At 61.3% G+C, this 22,865-nt stretch carries 20 protein-coding genes; 6 read left to right on the plus strand and 14 right to left on the minus strand.

Features of this window, described 5'->3' with window-relative positions; translation table 11 throughout:
* Window positions 1-124 precede the first annotated feature (124 nt).
* The 7 genes from J3P96_RS25020 to amaB all read right to left on the minus strand — a co-directional run bounded on the left by J3P96_RS25020 (window position 125) and on the right by amaB (window position 8,516).
* Window positions 125-841 (minus strand): ABC transporter ATP-binding protein, encoded by a 717-nt coding sequence (locus J3P96_RS25020; RefSeq protein WP_305497148.1) that lies wholly within the window; start codon window positions 839-841, stop codon window positions 125-127.
* Complete coding sequence (locus tag J3P96_RS25025; RefSeq protein ID WP_434569982.1) at window positions 838-1,710, minus strand: ABC transporter ATP-binding protein; 873 nt, start codon at window positions 1,708-1,710, stop codon at window positions 838-840. The genes J3P96_RS25020 and J3P96_RS25025 overlap by 4 nt, the downstream gene beginning before the upstream one ends.
* On the minus strand, window positions 1,707-2,987 hold the full coding sequence (livM, locus tag J3P96_RS25030) for a high-affinity branched-chain amino acid ABC transporter permease LivM (protein WP_434569983.1): 1,281 nt from the start codon (window positions 2,985-2,987) through the stop codon (window positions 1,707-1,709). Before livM ends, J3P96_RS25025 begins: the two co-directional genes overlap by 4 nt.
* 2 nt (window positions 2,988-2,989) lie before the next feature.
* Window positions 2,990-3,904, minus strand: coding sequence for an ABC transporter permease subunit (locus J3P96_RS25035; protein WP_039592565.1), 915 nt, complete (start codon window positions 3,902-3,904; stop codon window positions 2,990-2,992).
* A gap of 162 nt (window positions 3,905-4,066) precedes the next feature.
* Window positions 4,067-5,203, minus strand: a complete 1,137-nt coding sequence (locus tag J3P96_RS25040) for a branched-chain amino acid ABC transporter substrate-binding protein (protein ID WP_434569984.1) — start codon at window positions 5,201-5,203, stop codon at window positions 4,067-4,069.
* Between the two features lie 370 nt (window positions 5,204-5,573).
* Window positions 5,574-6,857, minus strand: coding sequence for an L-pipecolate oxidase (amaA, locus tag J3P96_RS25045; RefSeq protein ID WP_434653808.1), 1,284 nt, complete (start codon window positions 6,855-6,857; stop codon window positions 5,574-5,576).
* Window positions 6,858-7,025: 168 nt separating this feature from the next.
* Window positions 7,026-8,516 (minus strand): L-piperidine-6-carboxylate dehydrogenase, encoded by a 1,491-nt coding sequence (gene amaB, locus J3P96_RS25050; RefSeq protein WP_305497156.1) that lies wholly within the window; start codon window positions 8,514-8,516, stop codon window positions 7,026-7,028.
* Window positions 8,517-8,705: 189 nt separating this feature from the next.
* Here amaB and J3P96_RS25055 point away from each other — a divergent pair, with 189 nt between their 5' ends.
* From J3P96_RS25055 to nadE, 3 genes are all read left to right on the plus strand, one after another.
* Window positions 8,706-9,614, plus strand: coding sequence for a LysR family transcriptional regulator (locus tag J3P96_RS25055; RefSeq protein WP_434626357.1), 909 nt, complete (start codon window positions 8,706-8,708; stop codon window positions 9,612-9,614).
* Window positions 9,615-9,850: 236 nt separating this feature from the next.
* Window positions 9,851-11,077, plus strand: coding sequence for a nicotinate phosphoribosyltransferase (pncB, locus tag J3P96_RS25060; protein ID WP_434653809.1), 1,227 nt, complete (start codon window positions 9,851-9,853; stop codon window positions 11,075-11,077).
* A 4-nt stretch (window positions 11,078-11,081) separates the two neighbouring features.
* Window positions 11,082-11,909, plus strand: a complete 828-nt coding sequence (nadE, locus tag J3P96_RS25065) for an ammonia-dependent NAD(+) synthetase (protein WP_434626359.1) — start codon at window positions 11,082-11,084, stop codon at window positions 11,907-11,909.
* A gap of 178 nt (window positions 11,910-12,087) precedes the next feature.
* Here nadE and azu read toward each other — a convergent pair whose 3' ends face one another.
* Window positions 12,088-12,534 (minus strand): azurin, encoded by a 447-nt coding sequence (azu, locus tag J3P96_RS25070; protein WP_434574295.1) that lies wholly within the window; start codon window positions 12,532-12,534, stop codon window positions 12,088-12,090.
* A gap of 191 nt (window positions 12,535-12,725) precedes the next feature.
* Here azu and J3P96_RS25075 point away from each other — a divergent pair, with 191 nt between their 5' ends.
* The 3 genes from J3P96_RS25075 to J3P96_RS25085 all read left to right on the plus strand — a co-directional run bounded on the left by J3P96_RS25075 (window position 12,726) and on the right by J3P96_RS25085 (window position 13,716).
* Window positions 12,726-12,857, plus strand: a complete 132-nt coding sequence (locus J3P96_RS25075) for a hypothetical protein (protein ID WP_434653810.1) — start codon at window positions 12,726-12,728, stop codon at window positions 12,855-12,857.
* 17 nt (window positions 12,858-12,874) lie between these two features.
* A complete protein-coding gene (locus J3P96_RS25080; RefSeq protein WP_434653811.1) occupies window positions 12,875-13,462 on the plus strand; it encodes a TIGR00730 family Rossman fold protein in 588 nt (195 codons plus the stop codon).
* A 68-nt stretch (window positions 13,463-13,530) separates the two neighbouring features.
* Window positions 13,531-13,716 (plus strand): hypothetical protein, encoded by a 186-nt coding sequence (locus tag J3P96_RS25085; RefSeq protein ID WP_434569990.1) that lies wholly within the window; start codon window positions 13,531-13,533, stop codon window positions 13,714-13,716.
* Between the two features lie 73 nt (window positions 13,717-13,789).
* Here the strand turns inward: J3P96_RS25085 and J3P96_RS25090 are convergent, their stop codons facing one another.
* The 6 genes from J3P96_RS25090 to J3P96_RS25115 form a co-directional block, all read right to left on the minus strand.
* Window positions 13,790-14,167, minus strand: coding sequence for an NUDIX hydrolase (locus J3P96_RS25090; RefSeq protein ID WP_305497168.1), 378 nt, complete (start codon window positions 14,165-14,167; stop codon window positions 13,790-13,792).
* Between the two features lie 128 nt (window positions 14,168-14,295).
* The gene (locus J3P96_RS25095) at window positions 14,296-15,204 is read right to left on the minus strand and encodes a transglutaminase family protein (RefSeq protein WP_434653812.1); all 909 of its coding nucleotides are present in this window, start codon (window positions 15,202-15,204) and stop codon (window positions 14,296-14,298) included.
* Window positions 15,204-17,690, minus strand: coding sequence for a circularly permuted type 2 ATP-grasp protein (locus J3P96_RS25100; RefSeq protein WP_434653813.1), 2,487 nt, complete (start codon window positions 17,688-17,690; stop codon window positions 15,204-15,206). Before J3P96_RS25100 ends, J3P96_RS25095 begins: the two co-directional genes overlap by 1 nt.
* A 208-nt stretch (window positions 17,691-17,898) precedes the next feature.
* Window positions 17,899-21,192, minus strand: a complete 3,294-nt coding sequence (locus tag J3P96_RS25105; protein WP_434653814.1) for a DUF2126 domain-containing protein — start codon at window positions 21,190-21,192, stop codon at window positions 17,899-17,901.
* A gap of 175 nt (window positions 21,193-21,367) precedes the next feature.
* Entirely contained in the window at window positions 21,368-21,829 is a 462-nt protein-coding gene (locus tag J3P96_RS25110) for a hypothetical protein (protein WP_434626365.1), read from the minus strand.
* Entirely contained in the window at window positions 21,826-22,752 is a 927-nt protein-coding gene (locus J3P96_RS25115; protein ID WP_434653815.1) for an NAD synthetase, read from the minus strand. Before J3P96_RS25115 ends, J3P96_RS25110 begins: the two co-directional genes overlap by 4 nt.
* Between the last annotated feature and the right edge of the window lie 113 nt (window positions 22,753-22,865).

The following is a 22,865-nucleotide window of genomic DNA, read 5'->3' on the forward strand; positions in this document are numbered from 1 at the left end:
ATACATGGGCGACAACTGATCCGCCGCATTCGCGAGCGGGCTCGCTCCCACAGGGGACGATGGTGGTTTGGAGAGATAAAAAAACCGGCGATCGCTCGCCGGCTTTTTCATTGCAGCTGTCGCCTCAATGCCCGCCAAGATACGCGTTGCGCACCTCTTCGTTGGCGAGCAGTTCCTTGCCGCTACCGGTCAGGCGGATTTCTCCGTTGACCATCACATAGGCCCGGTCCGACAGCTTGAGCGCGTGGTTGGCGTTCTGCTCCACCAGGAAGATAGTCATGCCGGTGGACGCCAGTTCCCGCAGGGTGGCGAAGATCTGCTTCACCACGATCGGCGCCAGCCCCAGGCTCGGCTCGTCGAGCAGCAACAACTTCGGCCGGCTCATCAAGGCCCGGGCGATGGCGAGCATTTGCTGCTCGCCGCCGGACATGGTCATGGCTCGCTGGTTGCGGCGCTCCTTGAGCCGCGGGAACAGCTCGAACATGCGCTGCATGTCTTCGCTGGCGTATTTGTCACCGATAGGAATGGTGCCCATCAGCAGGTTTTCCTCGACGGTCATGTCGGGGAACACCCGGCGCCCTTCCGGCGATTGAGCGATGCCGTTGGAGGCGATGTAGTGCGACGACTTGTGGGTGATGTCCACGCCCTGGTAGATGATCTGCCCACCCGCAGCGCGGGGCTGGCCAAAGATCGACATCAGCAGCGTGGACTTCCCGGCACCGTTGGAGCCGATCAGGCTCACGGTTTCGCCTTCGCCGATGTGCATCGAGACTTTCTTCAGGGCCTGGATCGGCCCGTAGAACACGTCCAGTTCCTTGAGTTCGAGGATAGGCCCACTCATACCAATTCCTCTTCATCGGCGCCCAGGTAAGCCGCGATCACCTTCGGATCGTTGCGAATCGCCTCGGGACCACCCTCGGCAATCACGTTGCCGTGATCCAGCACTACGATGTGATCGGAAATACTCATCACCATGCCCATGTCGTGTTCGATCAGCACCACGGTCAGATCGTGCTCGTCGCGCAGCAGCCGGATCATCGCGCTCAGCGCTTCGGTTTCCTGGGGATTGAGGCCGGCGGCCGGTTCGTCGAGGCAGATGATCTGCGGACGCGTGCACATCGCCCGGGCGATTTCCAGGCGGCGCTGCTGGCCGTAGGAAAGCTCACCAGCCAGGCGGTTGGCACAGTCCACCAGGTCCACAACTTCCAGCCAGTAGAAAGCGTGGTCCAGGGCATCGCTTTCAGCCTGGCGATACCCCTTGGTATTTAGGATGCCCGCCACCAGGCTGCGATTGACCCACATGTGCTGGGCCACCAGCAGGTTTTCCAGCACCGACATTTCCTTGAACAGGCGAATGTTCTGGAACGTTCGCGCCAGGCCGGCGCGGTTTACCAGGTGGGTGCCGCCGAACATCTTGTAGTACAGCCGGCTGGCGAAAGACTTTGGCGAGACAAAGTCCGTCGGGCGGAACGCTTCGCCCAACAACTTGATCACGTTGGTCTGCTCGCCACGCACGTTGAGTTCGATCTTGCCGCCCGAAGCCTTGTAGAAACCGGTCAGGCAGTTGAACACCGTGGTCTTGCCCGCGCCGTTGGGGCCAATCAGGGCGAAGATCGAGTTGCGCTTGACTTGCAGGCTGACGTCGCTGAGGGCCTTGATGCCACCGAACTGCATCATCAGGTTTTCGACTTTGAGTACGACTTCGCTCATGGTGCTACCCCCTTGCGCGGCGTCACACCGGTACGGCTGATGCGGATCAGGCCGCGTGGGCGCCAGATCATCATCAATACCATCAACACGCCGAACAGCAGCACGCGGTACTCGGAGAAACTGCGCAGCAGCTCTGGCGCCACGGTGAGCACGAATGCCGCGATCACCACGCCAACCGTCGAGCCCATGCCACCCAGCACCACGATCGCAAGGATCAACGCCGACTCGAAGAAGGTGAACGAGGACGGATTGACGAAACCCTGGTAACTGGCGAAGAACACACCTGCCAGGCCAGCGGTGGAAGCACCGATAGTGAACGCGGAAAGCTTGACCAGCACATGGTTCAAGCCCATGGAGCGACAGGCTATTTCGTCCTCGCGCAGGGCCTCCCAGGCGCGGCCGACCGGCATGCGGGTCAGGCGATGCTTGACGTAGAGCACCAGCAATACGGTGATGAACAACACGATGTAGATGAACAGGAATTTGATGTTGGGGTTGTAGTCGATGCCGAAGAACTCATGGAACGGCACCCCACCGTCCTTCGCTCGCCTGCCGAACTCCAGGCCCAGGAAGGTTGGTGCAGGAACCGGCATGCCATTCGGCCCGCCGGTGAACGACAACCAGTTGTTCAGCACCAGCCGGATGATCTCGCCGAAGCCCAGGGTCACGATGGCCAGGTAGTCACCGTGCATTCGTAACACGGGAAATCCTAAAATACATCCCGCCATCGCCGCTGCGATGGCCGCCAGCGGCAGCACGGTCCAGAAACCCAGCCCCAAGTATTGGTAACCCAGCGCCAGGCCGTAGGCGCCGATGGCGTAGAACGCCACGTAACCCAGATCGAGCAACCCGGCCAGGCCGACCACAATGTTCAGGCCCAGGCCCAGCAGCACGTAGATCAGCCCGAGGATCACTACGGTAAGCACGTACTTGTTAGCGAAGAACGGGAACACGATGGCAATCACGATCAGGGCCGGGATGATCCAGCGCAGCCGCGATTTGTAGTCGGGTGGCAGCACATGCACGCCGGAACCGGTGCTCTCGAACCCCTGGAGGATCTTCAGCCCCTTCGGGGTTTGCAGGAACAGGCTCAGGGCAAAGCGCCCGACCATCACGATCGCCACCAGCCAGCCGACGCGGGCCGGTTGCAGGTTGAAGCTGTAGCCGTCAAGCACCACGCCGACGATCGGCCCGAATACGATCAGGGAGATCAGGCCGGCCAGGATCGCGTCGATGACGCTCTTTTTGATATCAAGCGGTTTATTGGCAGCAGACATACTTATACCTTCGCCACGAGTGGGCGACCCAACAGGCCTTGGGGACGGAAAATCAGAATCAGCACCAGCAGCGAGAAACTGAACACGTCTTTGTAGTCGGAGTTGATCAGACCGGCGAACAGCGACTCGGAGATCCCGAGGATGATCCCGCCGAGCATTGCCCCAGGCAGGGAGCCGATGCCGCCGAGTACCGCCGCGGTGAACGCCTTGATGCCGATGATGAAGCCGGCATAGAAGTCGAAGGTGCCGTAGTTCATGGTAATCAGCACACCGGCCAGGGCCGCCATGGCCGCACCGATGATGAACACGTAGGAAATCACCCGGTCGGTGTTGATGCCAAGGATGGAGGCCATCTTGCGGTCTTGCTGGGTGGCACGGCACATGCGGCCGAGCTTGGTGTATTTGATGATGTAGGTCAGCAGCGCCATGCCGGCGAATGCGGCAATCAGGATGAATATCTTGGTGTAGGTGAGCTGCACGAAGCCGGTACCGATATCGACGCGCATGGCGCCTTCGAGCAGTGTCGGCACACCCTGTTGGCGGGCGCCCTGGCTGATCTGCGCGTAGTTCTGCAGGATCAGCGAGATGCCGATGGCGCTGATCAGCGGTGCCAGTCGGGTGGAGTTGCGCAGGGGTTTGTAGGCGACGCGTTCGATGACCCAGCCGTATACCCCGGTGACCACGATCGTGAACACCAGAGTGCCAAGGATCATCAGCGGAAAGGATTCGATACCGAAGTAAGCCAGCAGAGCCAGACTGATTGCCGCGAGGTAAGCGGAAATCATGTAAACCTCGCCGTGGGCGAAGTTGATCATGCCGATGATGCCATAGACCATTGTGTAGCCGATGGCGATCAGACCATAGACCGACCCGAGGGTCAGGCCATTGATCAGTTGCTGCAGGAAAATACCATCCATAACGCAATCTCACGCAGTGAGAACCTGCACACCCAGGGCGTGCGGCTCTTCTAAGGAAAATACAGATTTACGTCGGAGCAATGTCAGGCGCGACCAGCGCGCACCTTCTGGAAACCGGAGTTTGGCCGGCTTCCAGAAGGGCCTGGACGGTCGCTTCAGCCCTTACTTCTGTTTTTCCAACTGGTGGTATTTGCCGTCCTTGTCCCACTGGTAGACCACATAGTCGGAGACTTTCAGGTCTCCCTTGGAGTCCCAGGCTTTTTCGCCCATGACGGTTTTCACCGGGTTGGCTTTCAGCCACTTGGCGGCGTCTTCGCCCTTGTTGGACTTGGCACCATTGAAACCGGCGGCCAGTGCCTGCACCGAGGCATAGGCGTACAGAGTGTAGCCCTCAGGCTCGACGCCCTGGGCACGGAAAGCGTCCACCACGGCCTTGCTGTCCGGCAGCAGGCGCGGGTCGGCGCCGAAGGTCATGTACACGCCGTCGACGTATTGCGCGCCACCAGCGGTAGTGACCAGTTCATCGGTGACGATGCCATCGTCGGACATGAACTTGACGTCCTTGAGGCCTTGCTCACGCAGCTGGCGAACCAGCGGGCCGGCTTCCGGGTGCAGGCCGCCGAAGTAGACCACGTCGGCACCGGCCGAACGGATCTTGGTCACCACGGCGCTGAAGTCTTTTTCGCCACGGGTCAGGCCTTCGTACAACACAGGGGTCACGCCACGCTTGGCCAGTTGTGCCTTGGTAGCATCCGCCAGGCCTTGGCCGTAGGTGTCCTTGTCGTGCAGGACGACGACTTTCTTGCCCTTGAGCACGTCGACGATGTAGTCGCCAGCCACGATGCCTTGCTGGTCGTCACGACCGCACATGCGGAACATCGCGCTCAGGCCACGTTCGGTAACGGCCGGGTTGGTCGAGCCTGGGGTGATGGCAATGATGCCTGCTTCGTCATAGACCTCGGAGGCCGGGATGGTGTTGGACGAGCAGAAGTGCCCGACCACGCCGATCACTTTGTCCTGGTCAACCAGTCGGTTGGCCACGGCCACGGCCTGCTTCGGTTCGCAGGCATCGTCACCGGCGACCAGAACGATTTTCTCGCCATTGACGCCACCTGCCTTGTTGATGACATCGGCCGCGGCCTGCGCTCCTTTCATGTACTGCTCGCCAAACGCGGCGTTGGCGCCGGTCATCGGCCCCGCCACACCAAATTTCACATCAGCCTGGGCAAACGCAGAAACACCCAGCGCAGCTGCCACTGCGAGGGCCAGAAAGCCTTTCTTGTAAAACGTCTGGGACATGAGGTGGTGCTCCAAGGTTTTTTTTAGTTGGCACTGCGACTTCACTTCACTGAAAAGCTAAGAGCAAGGGCCGTGCCATCGGTTTTTTATTCTTAAAAAAGTCGCTGCTTTATTGTTATTTCGACTGTTTCGGGCCCTTTTTCACAGGGCGTGCAACCGTCTAAACCGGACGAGGTGCAACCGTTTTTACAAGTAGGTGGAACCCTCCATGAGCCATCATTGCAACCGCCATACGAAACGGCGTGCAACCACTGTGTAACAACCTGCGTCACCTAACTGCACACTGCCGGTGCGCGGCTGCTACAGCCCGCACCATAACAGGCTAGCCGCTGTGTTGAAAAACGCCGCTGCTCGTAACACTTTTCAACAATCAGATGACGATCCGCAGGCACTGGCCCGCGTGGTACAGGGAAAAGCCCGCCTCATACAGGCAGCTGCGCAGGCCCACGCCGGCCAAGGGTTGCATGGGCGCGAAAGGGATCGGCAATGCCTTGGCATCGCCGTGGCACAGATAGTCGGCGAATGCCTTGCCGACCACGGTGCCGGTGGTCACGCCTCGACCGTTGTAGCCGGTGACTGCCACCAGGCCTGGCGCCGGCTCGAACAGGCGCATCAGATGATCGGGCGTGAACGCAATGCAACCGGTCCAGGTGCACTCCCACTCCACAGGCTTGAGGTAAGGAAAATAATGCTGCTGCACCCGGTCCGCCCAGGCCTTGAGAAACCAGGTTGGCTTACGGTTGCCATTGCCCAGGCTGCCGAGCAGCAAGCGACCGTCCTTGTCCCGGCGGATGCTGCTCAATACCTGGCGAGTATCCCAGGAACCTTGCCCACCCGGCAGAATGCGGTGGGCGGCTGCGTCGGTCAGTGGGACCGAAGCGACCTGATAGTAATATCCGGGAAAGAAATTGCGCCGCAACTCGGTCCAGTCGCCTTCGGTATAGGCGTTGGACGCGATCACGACTTGCTCGGCCAGCACCGAGCCCTGGGCGGTCTGCACTGACCAGCGCTGGCCCTGGCGTTCCAGGCGCGTGACCGGCGACTGGTCGAACAATTCGCCGCCAAGGTCCTTGGCCGCCTTGGCCAGCCCGCTGGTGTAGGCCATCGGATTGAGCGTGCCGGCGCGGCGATCGAGCAATGCCGCGGCGATCCTGTCGGTGCCGGTAGCCTCGACACAGGCTTGGCCGGTCAGCAGTTCCACTGGCGCGCCACGGCGTTTCCATTGTTCTTCGCGGCTGCGCAGGTCCGCCTCGCCCCGGGCGTTGTGGGCCATATGCAGGGTGCCTTCGCGGCGCAGCTGGCAATCGATGTTGTATTTGTCGACGAGGCTGAACACCAAGGCCGGCGCGGCCCCGAGCATGCGGTTGAGCTGGCTGCCCACCGCCTCGCCAAAACCGGCCTCGATATCATCCGGCGGGATCCACAGGCCGGCGTTCACCAGCCCGACGTTACGCCCCGAGCCGCCATGTCCGGCCCGATGGGCTTCCAGCACTGCCACGCGTTTGCCCTGCTCAAGCAAGTGCACCGCCGCTGACAGACCGGTGAAACCGGCGCCGATCACACAGACATCTACCGTGACCTCGCCTGTGAGCACGGTGTTTTCGGGCCGTTGTGGCGTCAGCTTTTCCCACAGACATTCTTCGCGTAACGGCATTGCCAGACTCCAACAGAAACCTAACAAACACAGAATTCAATGTGGGAGCGAGCCTGCTCGCGAAGCGGTTCATCTGCCAACCTTCATATTGGCTGATCCGGCGCTTTCGCGAGCAGGCTCGCTCCCACAGGGGGACCATTTCCACAGAGAGCTTTCGCTGACTGGTTCTCAGTCGAAAGTAATCCCCTGGGCCAAAGGCAACTCCAGCGAGTAATTCACAGTATTGGTCTGACGACGCATATAGCCGCGCCATGCATCGGAGCCGGACTCGCGACCGCCGCCGGTTTCCTTTTCGCCACCAAAGGCACCGCCGATCTCCGCGCCGCTCGGGCCGATGTTGACGTTGGCGATGCCGCAATCGCTGCCCACCGCCGACATGAACTGCTCGGCCTCACGCACGTCGGTGGTGAAGATGCACGACGACAGGCCTTGGGGCACGGAATTGTTCAAATCCAGCGCTTCAGCAAAATCCTTGTAACCGACCACGTAGAGGATCGGCGCGAACGTTTCGTGGCGCACCACGTCGCTTTGCTCCGGCATTTCGACGATGGCCGGCGAAACGTAGTAAGCGTTCGGGAACTGGTCTTCGAGCTGGCGCTTGCCGCCAAACACCCGACCGCCTTCGCTCAGCGCCTGTTCCAGCGCATCCTGCATGTTGTCGAAGCTCTGCTTGTCGATCAGCGGCCCTACCAGGTTGCCTTCCAGCGGATGACCGATGCGCACTTTCGAGTAGGCGGCCTTGAGGCGGGTGACGATCTCCTCCTTCACCGATTCATGGGCGATCAAACGGCGCAGGGTGGTGCAGCGCTGGCCGGCGGTGCCGACGGCGCTGAACAGGATCGCCCGCACTGCCATGTCCAGGTCGGCGCTCGGGGCCAGGATCATGGCGTTGTTGCCACCCAGTTCGAGGATGCTGCGGGCAAAACGCGCCGCGACTTTCGGTGCGACTTCGCGCCCCATCCGGGTGCTGCCGGTGGCGCTGATCAACGCCACGCGCGGGTCATCCACCAAGGCTTCGCCGGCATCGCGGCCACCGATGATCACTTGGCTCAGGTACGGCGGCGCATCACTGAAATTCTCCAGTACGCGCTCGAACAATGCCTGGCAGGCCAGGGCGGTCAGCGGGGTTTTCTCCGACGGTTTCCAGATCACCGAATTGCCGCACACCAGGGCCAGCGTGGTGTTCCAGGCCCACACCGCCACCGGGAAGTTGAAGGCGCTGATCACCCCGACCACCCCCAGCGGGTGCCAGGTTTCCCGCATGTGATGCCCCGGTCGCTCGGAGGCGATGGTCAGGCCATACAACTGGCGGGACAGACCGACGGCGAAATCACAGATGTCGATCATCTCCTGCACTTCACCCAGGCCTTCCTGGGTGATCTTGCCGGCTTCCCACGACACCAGTTCGCCGAGGTCGGCCTTGTATTCACGCAGCAGGTCGCCAAACTGACGCACCAGCTCGCCGCGACGGGGCGCCGGCACCTTGCGCCACAAATCGAAGGCATGTTCGGCACGGCTGACCTGTTGCTCGACTTCGGCGGCGCCTTCCCAGTTCACCGCGCCGATGCGACTGCCGTCGATGGGCGAATGCACGGGCTGTTTGCCGTTCTGGTACAGGGCCGGGTTGACGCCCAGTCGATCAAGCAATGCAGCAACCATGGGTAATTCCTCATGCGAAAGACAAAGATGTGGCAGCCGGGCAATCACGGCTGATCAGACCTGTAGTTGTAGCTGGCCCGAGACTTGCCAACAAACGACCTTTAAGCGAGATATCATTCCGTTTATTCATGCTGCCACTCAAGCAGACTCTGCAGCACAAAAGCAGAGCGACAAAAATAAGGCTCCATCATGCTCAATAAGCGCTATTTGCCGTCTATCACCGCGCTGCAGTGCTTCGAAGCGGTGACCCGTCACCTGAGCTTCACCCGCGCCGCCGAAGAATTGAACCTGACCCAGAGCGCCGTCAGCAAACAAGTCGCGCAGCTTGAAGAACTGCTGCAACACCTGCTGTTTCGCCGCGTGCGCCGACGCTTGCAGCTGACGCCCGCTGGGGATCTGTATCTGGGGGAGGTGCGAAAAATCCTCTCCCAGGTAGAGATGTCAACCCACTACCTGCGTTCCTACGGCGGCGACACCGAAGTCCTGCGGGTCTCCACGCCCCCGACCTTCGGCGCCCGCTGGTTGGTCCCGCGACTCAAGGGTTGGCGCCTGCGCCATCCCAGCATTCACCTGGATCTGTGCAGCGAGCAGGAGGCCGACGACCTGCAGCAGGGACGCAGTGACCTGGCGTTCTATTTTGGCCAGGGATCGCGGCCAGGCACCGAATCCCTGAAGCTGTTCGGCGAAGAACTGGTGCCGGTCTGCGCCCCGGGCAGCTTGCCGGACGAGCCTTTTACCGACCCCACGCAACTGACCGGGCTGGTGCTGCTGCAGAACGCCTCCCGGCCCCAGGCATGGCATGACTGGTTCGACCATCAGGGTTATCACACCGAACACAGCTACCACGGGCCACGCTTCGAGACGTTTTACATGTGCATCCGCGCCGCCCAGGTCGGCTGTGGCGTGGCCCTGCTGCCAAGATTCCTGGTGGAGGAAGAACTGGCTGACGGCAAGCTGGTCATCCCTTGGCAACATCCGATGCCCAGTACCAATGCCTACTACCTGGCGTACCCGGAACATTCGGCGGAAGTGCCCAAGGTGCGGTTGTTCGTGGAATGGATGCTGGAGCAGATCGATAGCCCTGATGCGCCGCCATAGCGACAGTTGCCCCCCGTGGCGAGGGAGCTTGCTCCCGCTGGGCTGCGCAGCGGCCCTAAAAATCTGTCAGATGAAAAACTCTGCGTCTGCTTCGCAGCCGAGCGGGAGCAAGCTCCCTCGCCACAAAAAGATCTGCGGACGCTAAAAAATACTGGCAATAACCATCACGGTTATGCGCCACTAGACCTTTCAACACGACTGCCGCACGCCGCAGCACCCGTCTGGAGATTCCCATTATGAGCGAGAGCGTGTTTGCCGATCGCATCGTGCAGAACCTGCTCGACACCGACTTCTACAAGCTGACGATGATGCAGGCGGTGCTGCACAACTACCCCAACGTCGAAGTGGAATGGGAGTTTCGTTGCCGCGACAGCGAAGACCTGCGCCCTTACCTCGCGGAAATTCGTTTCCAGATCGAACGCCTCGCCGAGTTGAGCCTGAGCGCCGACCAGCTGGGTTTCCTTGAGCGCATCAGCTTCCTCAAGCCGGATTTCCTGCGCTTCCTGGGCTTGTTTCGCTTCAACCTGCGCTATGTGCACACCGGCATCGATAACGGCGAGCTGTTTATCCGTCTGCGCGGGCCCTGGCTGCACGTCATCCTGTTCGAAGTACCGCTGCTGGCCATCGTCAGCGAGGTGCGCAACCGTTATCGCTACCGTGAAGTCGTCCTGGAACAGGCGCGAGAGCAGCTTTATCGCAAGTTCGACTGGCTGACGGCCAACGCCAGTGCCGACGAATTGTCCGAACTGCAAGTGGCCGACTTCGGTACTCGCCGCCGGTTTTCCTACCGTGTCCAGGAAGAAGTGGTGAACGTGCTCAAGCACGACTTCCCCGGCCGCTTCGTCGGCACCAGCAATGTGCACCTGTCCCGAGAGCTGGACATGAAGCCCTTGGGCACCATGGCCCACGAATGGATCATGGCCCACCAGCAGCTGGGCCCGCGACTGATCGACAGCCAGATCGCCGCGCTCGACTGCTGGGTTCGTGAGTACCGAGGCCTGCTGGGCATCGCGCTGACCGACTGCATCACCATGGATGCGTTCCTCAAGGACTTCGATCTGTTCTTCGCCAAGCTGTTCGACGGTTTGCGCCATGATTCGGGGGATCCGGTCATCTGGGCTGAAAAGGCCATTGCTCACTACCACAAACTGGGCATCGACCCGATGAGCAAGACCCTGGTGTTCTCCGACAGCCTGACATTGCCCAAATGCCTGGATATTTTCCGCGCCTTGCGTGGTCGCATTAATGTGAGCTTCGGTATCGGGACCAACCTGACCTGCGACATTCCAGGCGTAAAGCCGATGAGCATCGTGCTTAAAATGATCAGCTGTGACGGGCAACCCGTGGCCAAGATTTCAGACGAGCCCGGCAAGACCCACTGCAAGGATCCGAATTTCGTCGCCTATATGCGACATGTTTTCCAAGTACCTGCCGCCCTTTCCGGCACATCAAGCAAGGAGTGAATTCATGCAAGCCGTACAGCGTGAGATTGCTGAACAGCTCAAGGTCCAGCCACCATTCGCCGATGACGCCGCCCTCAAGGCCGAAATCGCGCGCCGGGTGAGCTTCATTCAGGACTGCCTCGTCAACTCGGGTCTCAAGAGCCTGGTGCTGGGTATCAGCGGTGGGGTCGACTCGTTGACCGCCGGCCTGCTGGCCCAACGTGCCGTGCGCGAGCTGCGGGAAAAAACCGGCAATTCGGCGTACCGGTTCATCGCCGTGCGCCTGCCGTACGAAACCCAGTTCGATGAGCACGAAGCCCAGGCCTGCGTCGATTTCATCGAGCCGGACGAGCGCCATACCGTCAACATCGGTCCGGCGGTCAAGGCATTGGCGAAGGAAGTCCTGGCATTCGAAGGCAAGGCGCCGGGTTCGCGGGATTTCGTGTTGGGCAATACCAAGGCGCGGATGCGCATGGTGGCGCAATACACCATCGCCGGCGCGGAGCAAGGCCTGGTGATCGGCACCGACCACGCGGCCGAAGCGGTCATGGGTTTCTTCACCAAGTTCGGTGACGGCGCCTGCGACCTGGCCCCGCTGAGCGGCCTGGTGAAAAACCAGGTCCGGGCCATCGCCCGGGATTTCGGCGCGCCGGAGTCGCTGGTGGAAAAAGTCCCCACCGCTGACCTGGAAGACCTGTCGCCAGGCAAGCCGGATGAAGCCGCCCATGGCGTGACCTACGGCGAGATCGACGCCTTCCTGCATGGCCAACCGATTCGCGAAGAGGCGGCCAGGATCATTTGCGAAACCTACCGCAAGACCGAGCACAAGCGAGTGATGCCGTACGCTCCGTGATCACCGCGGTGGTCTGATATCACCTGTGGGAGCGAGCCTACTCGCGAAGGCGTCGCATCAGCTACATCAGTGCTGGCTGACACACCGCCTTCGCGAGCAAGCCCGCTCCCACATGGGTTATCCGCCACGTATGAAAAAAGCGCCCTGCTTGGGGCGCTTTTTTTATGTCTGAAATTGATTATTTCAGGGTAACCGTGCCTTTCATCATCGAGATGTGGCCCGGGAACGAGCAGAAGAAACCGTACTTCTCGGAAGCACTCAATTTCGAAACATCAAAGGTTACCGAGTCGGTTTCCTTGGCGCCGATGATTTTGGTGTGGGCGATGATGCGAGCATCACCTTCCTTCAGGTAATCCTTGTCAATGCCAGCGGCCAGACCGTCGGTGGCGATCGGCTGCATGTCAGCCTCTTTGCTCAGCACCCAGTTATGACCCATGACGTTTTTTGGCAGGTTGCCGGAATGAGTCAGCTCAACGGTGAAGGTCTTGCAGCTCTTGTCGATTTCGATGGCCTTGGTATTGAAGGACATCTGGTCGGTGGAATCGATGGTGGTCTTGCATTCCGCTGCCATCAGTTGGCTGCTGGCCAGCGTCAACAGGGATACTGCTACAAGTTTGGCGAACATCATGAATCTCCAAGGCATTGTTAACAAAATTCCGTCAAGGGGAAGACTGCCTGATTTTCCAGCAAGTTCCTATGACCTGTGTCAAATATTGTATACAACTTAAGACTATCAGCCTGATGGACAGAATCAACCAGCCACAAGTATGACTCGCCCGTTACGATCGGCTCCATCACCTCTCTGGAGCAACCGTCATGAACCTCAACAGCCTGTTATGCAGCCTGCTCGCCGCCTACGCCTGCGGCGCCAGCGGCACCTACGAAAAACCCCGGCGCGAGGTTTATTCTTTGCGCAACAAGGGGCAGGCTTTACTCTGGACCGGTTAGCGATCACGGAGTAAAGCATGTCCATAGCGTCTGTTTGTGTATTTTGCGGCGCCAGCACCGGCAGCCAGCCGGCCTATCGCGAAGCGGCTCAGGCCCTGGGGCAGGCATTGGCGGAGCGAAAACTGACCCTGGTCTACGGCGGCGGCGCGGTCGGCCTGATGGGAATCGTCGCTGATGCAGCCCTCGCGGCTGGCGGCGAAGTGATTGGCATCATCCCGCAAAGCCTGAAAGACAAGGAGATCGGCCACAGCGGCCTGACACGCCTGGAAGTGGTGGACGGCATGCATGCGCGCAAGGCCCGCATGGCTGAACTCAGCGACGCCTTCATCGCCCTTCCCGGCGGCCTCGGCACCCTGGAAGAACTTTTCGAAGTGTGGACCTGGGGCCAGCTCGGCTACCACGCTAAACCGCTGGGGCTGCTGGAAGTGAACGGTTTCTACAGCAAACTCACCGGTTTTCTCGATCACATCGTCGGTGAAGGCTTCGTCCGGGCGCCGCATCGTGACATGCTGCAAGTGAGCGACTCGGCCCATGACCTGCTCGATGCGCTGGATGAATGGCAACCCTCGGTGCCGCCGAAATGGGCCGAGCAAAAACCCAGCTAACGGCTCGACCCCGATACAGGGCAGAATACGCGCCGCTCAACCTCACCTTCGACCCCAGAGGATCGCCCATGGCCAAACCCAATTATTCCTTCGCCAAACGTCAGAGAGACCTGGCCAAGGAGCAGAAGAAAGAGGAAAAGCTCCAGCGCAAGAAAGCCACCGCCGATGAAGCAGCACTGAACCCCGATGCTGAAGGTGAAGTGGCGGCAGACGATGATGCAGATGCACCGAAAGACCAGGCCCCCGACGCCTGACTCCTCCAGGGCCCGATGATCCGATCCGGCCCCACGGTTTTGTGTCCAGAGCCGACAGCCTCGCTGCCGGCCCTCACAACCCCAGCGCGTTGATAATGGACAAGCGATAACCAGCCGGCAGGTTCGCTGGCAACTGGCTTGGCTCGAACAGCCCGATCTCCTTGTGCTCATGACTGATCGTCGGCACGAAACCACCCAGCAACTGGCAGCGGTAAGTGGAGATGAACACGTGTTTGCCGGGAATCACCTCGAACAGATACGAATCCAGTGGTTCGCCCACGCTGACCTCGACCGCCAGCTCCTCGGCGATTTCCCGTGCCAGGCACTGCGGCGGCGTTTCGCCCAGCTCGATCCGCCCACCGGGCAGCTCCCATTCGTCACGCTCGTTGAGCATCAGCACGACCAGGCCGTCGGGAGATTGCAGTACGCCTTTGATGGAAACCGGGAACATATAAAAGTCTCATTGTCAGTCAATTCACCTGTGGCGAGGGAGCTTGCTCCCGCTGGGCCGCGAAGCGGTCCAAGGATTTTACGGTCGCTGCGCAACCGAGCGGGAGCAAGCTCCCTCGCCACAGGTGTTCATTGGAACATCAGATCACTTTCCAACGGCATCACCGTCACCCGTACCTCCGGGTCATGGGTACCGCCCCCCAGAATCACCCCGCGCAAAGGCGACACATCGGAAAAATCCCGGCCCCAGGCCAGGGTGATGTGCTCCAAGGACGGTTGCACGTTGTTGGTCGGATCGAAATCCACCCATCCCAGCACCGGGCAAAACACCGAAATCCAGGCGTGAGAAGCGTCGGCACCAATCAATCGAGCCTGGCCGGGGGGTGGCTGGGTCAACAGATAGCCGCTGACGTAACGCGCCGCCAATCCGCGAGAACGTACGCAGGCCAGCATCAGGTGGGCAAAATCCTGGCAGACGCCCCGGCGTCGCTCCAGCACTTCCACCAGCGGTGTCGCGACCTGGGTGGCCTCCGCGTCGAAAGTGAACTCCTCGAAGATTTTTTCCATCAGCGCCTGGACGCCGAGCATCAACGGACGACCAACCGGGAAACAACTTTCGGAAAACTCGACGAAGCTGCGCTTGAGGTGCACATAGGGTGACTCGAAACGATAGCGGCATGCATCCAGCAACTGCGCCGTCAGCGGCCGGCCGCTGTAGGTCAATGCATGACGAGTGGATTCCCAGGCGGGCGATGAACCGAAATCCAGTGGCGGGCGCGCCAGCACCTCGACGCTCAGGCGGGCATTGACCAACAGCTCATCGTGGGGCCGCTCGAAGGCCAGGCGGGTCAGCGGATTGCCGAACACATCCTCTTCATCGCGACGGGTCGTGGGCTCCGGGCTGATGGTCAGTTGTCGTTCGGTACAGCGCTGCCATTCACAGGGCCGCGGCCATAGATGCGCCAGTTGCTGGGCGAGGGACACCGGGCTGTCGTAATGATAGTGGGTGTCGTGAAGGATCTGGTAACGGGCATTCATCAGACGGATACCGTGCGCTGGCTGACGTCGTCAACATGGGCGAAATGGCGCAAGGCCAGGCGATCGGACACCTGCCCGCTGACATCGGCGACTTCCTGCAGCAGATCGGCCAGACCGTCGAGCGCCGCGCGCAGGCTGGCTTCGCCGAACAAAAGACTCTCCAGGCAGCGCAGGTCAAAGCGCGACAGTCGCGCCACCAGTTCCGGCAGGGCGGTTTCTCTCGGCGCGCCAAAATCGTCGTTCAGACGCTTGACGGTGCGCGCCACCAGTTTCAACTGGAAGAGCACTGCGTGAGGGTTCTGTTCGTCCAGCAACAGAAGATCGAGCACCGGGATCAGCTGCGCCACCGCCAGGTATCGCGAACGGTAGGTGATGCTGCTATTGCCCAACTCCAGCAACCATTCCAGCCCGGCCTGATCGAAAACCGCCTCGCCGCGCAGGAATGCCGCCAGGCTGCTGCTGAGAAATTGCAGACGCTCCAGGCGCCGGCCGATCATCAGGAAACGCCAGCCCTCGTCGCGGGTCATGTCGTCCAGGGCGAACCCGGACAACGCGGCCAGGGACATCACCAGTCGATTGAGAAAATCCAGCAACTCACCGAAGTCCGGCTCGCTGGTTTCCAGCTCCACGGCTTCGCGTTGCAGTTCCACCAGCGCCTGCCAGTTCTCCCGGGACAGCTTGCCACGGACCTGCGAGGCCGCCCACTGCAGGCGCTGCAGATTGGAGCGCAGGCTGAACGACCAGTCATCCCCGAGCATGGCCGCCAGCAGGCGCTCGGGCAACTCGCCCTCCTCCGGCAACAACATCAGGCTCTCGCCCAGGGCGACCGCCGATTGCAAGGCCTGTGGATCATCGCCATCGACATAGCGCGCCAGCATGATCCGCAGCAGACGGGCGCTGTCGTCGCAACGTTCGCAGTAGCGGCCAAACCAGAACAGGTTTTCCACCACACGAGACGGCAGATAGGGATCGCGGCGCACCAGATCATGCACGCCCACGGTTCGCTGGGCCTTCCATTGCTCACCGCCGGGGGCCTGCTCGCCAAGTACCCAGGTGTCCTTGCTGGCGCCTCCGCGCTGCATCGACACCACTTCGGCATCAGCCTCGGCGGCTACGCGGGTCAGGCCTCCCGGTAGCACTCGATAATCGTCTTTGCCGGACACCGCATAAACCCGCATGCCAATGGCTCGGGGCTGGATCTGGCCGTCTTCGGCCTGCCATACCGGCGCCTGGGACAGTTGCGCCAGTTCCTGAGCAACATAGGCATAGGGCCGCGCCTGCATGCGTGCGGCCAATTGAGCGCGCTGGTCTTCGTCCAGGTCACGACCAAATACCGGCGTGAAGCTCTGGGACGGAAACGCCGGCTTGATCAACAACTGCGGCAGTTTCTCCAGGGCCTGGGCCAGCACCGGCGGCTCTCCGCACCACCAGGTGGCGATTGAGGGCAGCATCAGCTCTTCACCGAAAAGAAACTGACTTATTTTCGGCAGGAATCCCAAGAGCCCGGGAGACTCCAGGACTCCACTACCCAGTGCGTTGGCCACCAGCACCCGCCCCTGACGCACCGCCTCCAGCAATCCGGGTACGCCCAGGGCCGAATCGGTGCGCAACTCCAGCGGGTCGCAGAAATCATCATCGAGCCGACGCATGATCGCGTGGACCCGACGCAGCCCGCTGAGAGTCTTCAGATAGACCGTGGCGTCGCGGACGGTCAGGTCGCCGCCTTCCACCAGCGGATAGCCGAGCTGCCGCGCCAGGTAGAGGTGTTCGAAGTAGCTTTCGTTGAACCGACCGGGCGTCAGCAGTACCACCAGCGGCGGCTCGCCGTTGCTGGGAGCCTGTCGCGCCAGGGTTTCTTGCAACGTGCGGAAGAAACCGGACAGGTGTTGCACCTTGAGGTCGCGATAAAGATCGGGAAAGGCTCGCGACACGATCGTGCGATTTTCCAACGCATAACCGGCGCCGGAGGGCGCCTGGGTCCGATCCGCAGTCACCCACCAGCGGCCGTCGGGCGCGCGCGCCAGATCCACGGCATACAAGTGCAGGAAGTTGCCGTCTGGCGGTGTGATGCCCTGGCAGGGCCAAAGGAAATTGTTGTGCCCGAATACCAGCTCCGCCGGCAACAGCCCCTCGCTGATCAGCCGCTGCGGCCCGTACAGGTCGGCCAGCACGGCATTGAGCAAGCGTGCCCGCTGGGCAATGCCGGCCGACAGTTGCGTCCATTCCCGAGCGTCGATGACATGGGGCAGCAGGTCCAGCTCCCAAGGCCGATCAGCTCCCTTGGGGTCTGCATAGACGTTATAGGTGACGCCATTTTCCTGAATCTGCCGGGCGAGCAATGCCTGGCGCTGGATCAACTGAGCCGGCGTGCTGCGCTGCAATTGGTCGAACAGCCGCCGCCAATGCGCACGCACCGCACCGCTGTCATCCAGCAATTCGTGATAGGTGCCCGTCGTCAACGGGTAACGGTCAAGCAGGTCAGGCATGGAAAGCTCGGTAGGACGGCAATGAAAGGTGAGACTAGCGCAGGCAGATGACGCCCGGATAGGTATGTTTGAGCTGAATCCGGCAAGAGGCCTCAGGGGCAATCATCGTGGCGAGGGAGCTTGCTCCCGCTCGGTTGCGCAGCGACCGTAAAATCCTGGGGCCGCTGCGCAGCCCGGCGGGAGCAAGCTCCCTCGCCACAGGGTAAATCTATCGCTTCAATGCCCCTTGGAAGCGTCGCAGATCGAGAGTGAAGGGAAATTCGTCATCCGTTGCCAGGTTCGGTATCGGAAGTTTCCCAGGCGTGTGTCCGATCCGGAAGAAACGCGCCATCCGCCGGCTCTCCGCTTCGTTGGCGTTGACCGGCAGGCTGTCATAGTTGCGCCCGCCCGGATGCGCCACGTGGTACTGACAGCCGCCCAGCGAACGTTGCATCCAGGTGTCGAGCACATCGAATACCAGCGGCGCATGGACCGGGATGGTCGGTTGCAGGCAGTTGGCCGGTTGCCAGGCGCGGAAACGTACCCCGGCGACGAACTCACCGACTCGACCGGTGGGTTGCAAGGGTACCGGTACGCCGTTGCAAGTCAGCAGATAACGTTGTGGCGCCAGGCCGCTGAGCTTGACCTGCAAGCGCTCCAGGGACGAGTCCACGTAGCGTACGGTGCCGCCCGCCGTGCCCTCCTCTCCCAGCACATGCCAGGGTTCCAGCGCCTGACGCAACTGCAGCTCAATACCATTGACCGCGTAATCGCCGACCTTGGGAAAGCGGAACTCCAGGTGCGCGGCGAACCACTCGGCCCGCAGCGGATAACCGGCGACATTGAGATCGTCGATGACATCGGCAAAATCCTGCTCGATGAAATGCGGCAGCAAGAAGCGATCGTGCAGCTCAGTACCCCAGCGCGCCAGTTTCGCCGGCGCGTAGGGTTCACGCCAGAACCGCGCCACCAGCGCCCGCAGCAGCAACTGCTGGGCCAGGCTCATGCGGGCGTGGGGCGGCATTTCGAAAGCGCGCAGCTCCAGCAAGCCGAGACGCCCGGTGGCGCCGTCCGGTGAATAGAGCTTGTCGATGCAGAACTCGGCGCGGTGGGTATTACCGGTCACGTCGATCAACAGGTTGCGCAGCAATCGGTCCACCAGCCAGGGCGGGCACGCTTCGCCAGGCTCGGGCATTTGCGCGAAGGCGATCTCCAGTTCATATAACGCGTCGTTGCGCGCCTCGTCCACGCGGGGCGCCTGGGACGTCGGGCCGATGAACAGTCCGGAAAACAGGTAGGACAACGACGGATGGTTATGCCAGTAGCTGATCAGGCTGCGCAGCAAGTCGGGACGACGCAGGAAGGGCGAGTCAGCCGGCGTCGCGCCGCCCAGGACGAAATGGTTGCCGCCACCGGTGCCGGTGTGTCGACCGTCGATCATGAATTTTTCGGTGGTCAGCCGGTTCAGCCGCGCCTGCTCGTAAAGAAACTCGGTGCGCTCGACCAGCTCATCCCAGGTCGCCGACGGTTGCACGTTGACCTCGATGACGCCCGGGTCAGGCGTTATGCGAAAATTGCTCAGGCGCGGATCGCTCGGCGGCTCGTAGCCTTCCAGCAGCACAGGGCAGCCCAGTTCTTCGGCTGTTGCCTCGATGGCGCTGACCAGTTCCAGGTAATCCTCGACCCGCTCCAGCGGCGGCATGAACAGATAGAGCCGCCCTTCCCTGGCCTCGGCACAGAACGCAGTGCGCGTCAGCCAATCGGCCGATTCGTCGATTTTCGGCGCGCGCTCCTGTTCCAGGGCCGGCTCGCCGTGATGGGTGAGCTGCTCGGTGCCAGGCAACTCGGGCAAGTCCTGGTTCGGGTCGGTGGGATGGATGAACGGATACTCGGCTGCCGTCACCCATGGCTGCGACGCCAGCGGCAAGCGATAGCCCAGCGGCGAATCGCCCGGCACCAGCCGACAATGGCTGTCGCGCAAATACCAGCGGCCGCTTTGCCATTGATCGCCCTTGGCGGTGCGCGCCAGCGGCAGGACCTGGCCGACCACTTTGTCCAGGCCCTGGCTGAAGACCTTGCGCAACCGCGCCCGCTCCAGGGGATCCTCGAGCCGAGGGTCCTCGGCTGTCACGTTCGAAGGCAAATTACCCTCGCGCCAGAGGTAATGGAAATTATCTTCGTAGGCCGCGAAGACGAACAGCGCGGGAATATTCAGGCGTTCGGCGACACTCGCCAGGAAGCGCCCGGCCAGTTCGCCATCGGCACCGTAGTCCTGCTGTTCGTCGGCGATCAGCGCGTTGTCGCGCCAGATCGGCACGCCGTCACGCCGCCAATAACAGTTGAGCGACCACCGCGGCAGTTGCTCGCCGGGGTACCACTTGCCCTGGCCGAAGTGCACCAGCCCCTCGGGCGCGTAATGCTTGCGCATGCGCTGGAACAACTCGGCGGAGAGGCGACGCTTGTCCGGGCCGAGCGCTGCGGTATTCCACTCGGCGCCGTCCGGGTCGTCGATGGAAACGAAGGTCGGCTCGCCGCCCATGGTCAGGCGCACGTCGCCCTCCAGCAGGTCGCTGTCGATCTGCCGGCCCAACGCCTGGATCGCCTGCCATTGCTCTTCGGTGTATGGCTTGGTGACCCGTGGCGCCTCCCAGATTCGCTCGACGGACATTTCGTGGCTGAACTGGCACTCGCAAGGTTCCACCAGGCCGCTGATCGGCGCTGCCGAGGACGGATCGGGACTACACGCCAAGGGGATATGCCCTTCGCCGGCGAACAACCCGGACGTGGCGTCCAGGCCGATCCAGCCGGCGCCGGGCAGGTACACCTCGCACCAGGCGTGCAGGTCGGTGAAGTCCACTTCCGTACCGGACGGACCGTCGAGGCTTTTCACATCGGCGGTCAACTGGATCAGGTAACCGGAGACAAACCGCGCCGCCAGGCCCAGATGACGCAACAGTTGCACCAGCAGCCAGGCCGAATCCCGGCAGGAACCGGACGCATGCTCCAGGGTGTGCTCCGGCGTCTGCACGCCGGGCTCCATGCGGATCAGGTAACTGATGTCTTCGCTCAGGCGCTGGTTCAACGCCACCAGGAAGTCCACCGCCGGCAGCGGCGTGCGGTCGATGCCGTCCAGATAAGCCTTGAATCTCGGCGTCAGCGGCAGCTTTTCCAGATAGGGCATCAGCTCGTGTTTTTCGTCGGCTGCATAGGCAAACGGAATCTTCTCGGCGTAGGGCTCAAGGAAAAAATCGAATGGATTGAACACCGCCATCTCGGCGACCAGATCGACCTCGACCCGCAGCTCATCGGTCTTTTCCGGGAACACCAGCCGCGCCAGGTAATTGCCCTGAGGGTCTTGTTGCCAATTGATGAAGTGCTGATCGGGCGAGACTTTCAGCGCATACGAAAGAATGCGCGTACGGCTATGGGCGGCCGGGCGCAGCCGCACGATCTGCGGACCGAGTTCGACAGCGCGCTCGTAGCGATAGTGTGTGACATGGTGCAAAGCGACATGGATCGACACGGCGTGCCTCCTGCGGAGCCTGGGCGTTATCGAAAGCGGCGCAAGACTTATGCCATGCAGGCAGGTCGGACACTTTCTACGTCTACTCAGGGCAGTAGAGCACTAAAACCGCGCGATGCCTGTATTGATCTGCAAAGGCCGCACATAAATGCGGCGCGGGCGGTAGCGAATCGACTCAACGGCGCGGACGCGAGGCCTTGGCGGATTGGATGATGCGTTCGCGCTGGTGGCGGATCTCGACGAGCTTGCGGCGCATTTCCCGGTGGCGTTTGCTGTTGATCAGGAGCAGTCCCAGTAGCGGTAACAGCACAGCGAAGATGTACACGCCCTGGTGCGGCCCGTAAGCAAACGTCGGCACCGCCGCCGCCAGACAGGCTAGGAAATAACCCGCCACACCCCAGATTGCCCAAGCGCGCCCGCGTGCAATCAGCAGGTTGCCCAAGACTAGAACCATCACCAGGGCCAACGTGCCGAAACCGACATAGTCGGTCCTGATCGAGGGCTCCAAGGCGCGCCAATAAGTGGCTCCGGCCAGAACGAGCAGCGTGGAACCGGAAAAACAGCCGAGCAGGATGGTGCCCATGAAAATCGGAAAATAGCGGGCCAGGAATGGCTTCAGTGATCCGCCGCCGATCATTCCGTGAACTCTTCGTACAGGCCGACGGCAACGGTTTTCACATGGCCACCACCGGTATAACTGCCGATGACGCCCAGGGCGCCGCCCAGCGAGTCCTTGATCTGAGTCAGGGTCGCATGCCGGATCTCAGCGGACGAGTAACGCTTGGGCAAAGCCCCTGCCCGTTGCTGCAACTTGAGCAACTTAGCGGTCAGGCTTGGGTCCTTCAGCGTCAGAAGTTCCTTGGTCAGCTTACTGCGCTCTTGGCGATTCAGGCCCTTGAGCAACTGGTACCAGCTCTTGCCGGTGCCGGCCGCCTTGTTGGCCTTGAGCAATCGAACAGTCGTCAGCGCCGAGCCACCGACGCCCACCAGGGAAACACCGTCAAGAATCGGCGACACGATGTTGTACCAGTCAGCATCGTTCATCTCATCGTTGCCAGTAGGGTTGCTCAACTCGTTCGCCACCCGCATCCCGCCAATGACGCACTGCGCGGTACTGGCCGTAGCGGCAGCGGCGCCCAAGGCGACCACAAAAGCGCTGGCACCAGCCGTAAAGGGCACGGCAACGCTGCCACTGAATACCACCACCCAACCAATCACCGCGGCGACACAGGACAAGCCGGCATTGGTCGCCTCAATCCCGAGCTTCGACTCGCGTGGACTGCTTTTCACCTGTTCTATGAATTGCTGCGGAGCAATGTACTTTTTCGCCTCGCGCAAAATGATGCGCTTGGGCGCGATGCTGCAGATCGGCTTGAACTCGCGCAGCGTCACCACGTTGTAGTCGGAATCGACATACACCACCCCCGCACCGGCGATGTTGGGGTCGGCGTCGATCGCGGCAAACAGGCGCGGCAGGTTGATCTGGCTTTCGATGCGTTGACGGGCCATGAACTGGGAAAAGCTCAAGTCCATGCCGATGCCCGTTGAAGCGCTGCTCATATGAATCGTCCTTGAGAATCGATGGATTTAATTTCTTTCCACACGGAACCCCGTGGCGAGGGGATTTATCCCCGCTGGGTTGCGGAGCAGCCCTAAAAGGCTTAACGCAATCG

Source organism: Pseudomonas sp. R3-56 (genome assembly GCF_051132075.1).
Lineage (GTDB): Bacteria > Pseudomonadota > Gammaproteobacteria > Pseudomonadales > Pseudomonadaceae > Aquipseudomonas.

Coding starts and splice junctions, on each gene's coding strand:
- J3P96_RS25020 (WP_305497148.1), bottom strand. CDS start 841: ATGAGTGGGCCTATCCTCGAACTCAAGGAACTGGACGTGTTCTACGGG.
- J3P96_RS25025 (WP_434569982.1), bottom strand. CDS start 1,710: ATGAGCGAAGTCGTACTCAAAGTCGAAAACCTGATGATGCAGTTCGGT.
- livM (WP_434569983.1), bottom strand. CDS start 2,987: ATGTCTGCTGCCAATAAACCGCTTGATATCAAAAAGAGCGTCATCGAC.
- J3P96_RS25035 (WP_039592565.1), bottom strand. CDS start 3,904: ATGGATGGTATTTTCCTGCAGCAACTGATCAATGGCCTGACCCTCGGG.
- J3P96_RS25040 (WP_434569984.1), bottom strand. CDS start 5,203: ATGTCCCAGACGTTTTACAAGAAAGGCTTTCTGGCCCTCGCAGTGGCA.
- amaA (WP_434653808.1), bottom strand. CDS start 6,857: ATGCCGTTACGCGAAGAATGTCTGTGGGAAAAGCTGACGCCACAACGG.
- amaB (WP_305497156.1), bottom strand. CDS start 8,516: ATGGTTGCTGCATTGCTTGATCGACTGGGCGTCAACCCGGCCCTGTAC.
- J3P96_RS25055 (WP_434626357.1), top strand. CDS start 8,706: ATGCTCAATAAGCGCTATTTGCCGTCTATCACCGCGCTGCAGTGCTTC.
- pncB (WP_434653809.1), top strand. CDS start 9,851: ATGAGCGAGAGCGTGTTTGCCGATCGCATCGTGCAGAACCTGCTCGAC.
- nadE (WP_434626359.1), top strand. CDS start 11,082: ATGCAAGCCGTACAGCGTGAGATTGCTGAACAGCTCAAGGTCCAGCCA.
- azu (WP_434574295.1), bottom strand. CDS start 12,534: ATGTTCGCCAAACTTGTAGCAGTATCCCTGTTGACGCTGGCCAGCAGC.
- J3P96_RS25075 (WP_434653810.1), top strand. CDS start 12,726: ATGAACCTCAACAGCCTGTTATGCAGCCTGCTCGCCGCCTACGCCTGC.
- J3P96_RS25080 (WP_434653811.1), top strand. CDS start 12,875: ATGTCCATAGCGTCTGTTTGTGTATTTTGCGGCGCCAGCACCGGCAGC.
- J3P96_RS25085 (WP_434569990.1), top strand. CDS start 13,531: ATGGCCAAACCCAATTATTCCTTCGCCAAACGTCAGAGAGACCTGGCC.
- J3P96_RS25090 (WP_305497168.1), bottom strand. CDS start 14,167: ATGTTCCCGGTTTCCATCAAAGGCGTACTGCAATCTCCCGACGGCCTG.
- J3P96_RS25095 (WP_434653812.1), bottom strand. CDS start 15,204: ATGAATGCCCGTTACCAGATCCTTCACGACACCCACTATCATTACGAC.
- J3P96_RS25100 (WP_434653813.1), bottom strand. CDS start 17,690: ATGCCTGACCTGCTTGACCGTTACCCGTTGACGACGGGCACCTATCAC.
- J3P96_RS25110 (WP_434626365.1), bottom strand. CDS start 21,829: ATGATCGGCGGCGGATCACTGAAGCCATTCCTGGCCCGCTATTTTCCG.
- J3P96_RS25115 (WP_434653815.1), bottom strand. CDS start 22,752: ATGAGCAGCGCTTCAACGGGCATCGGCATGGACTTGAGCTTTTCCCAG.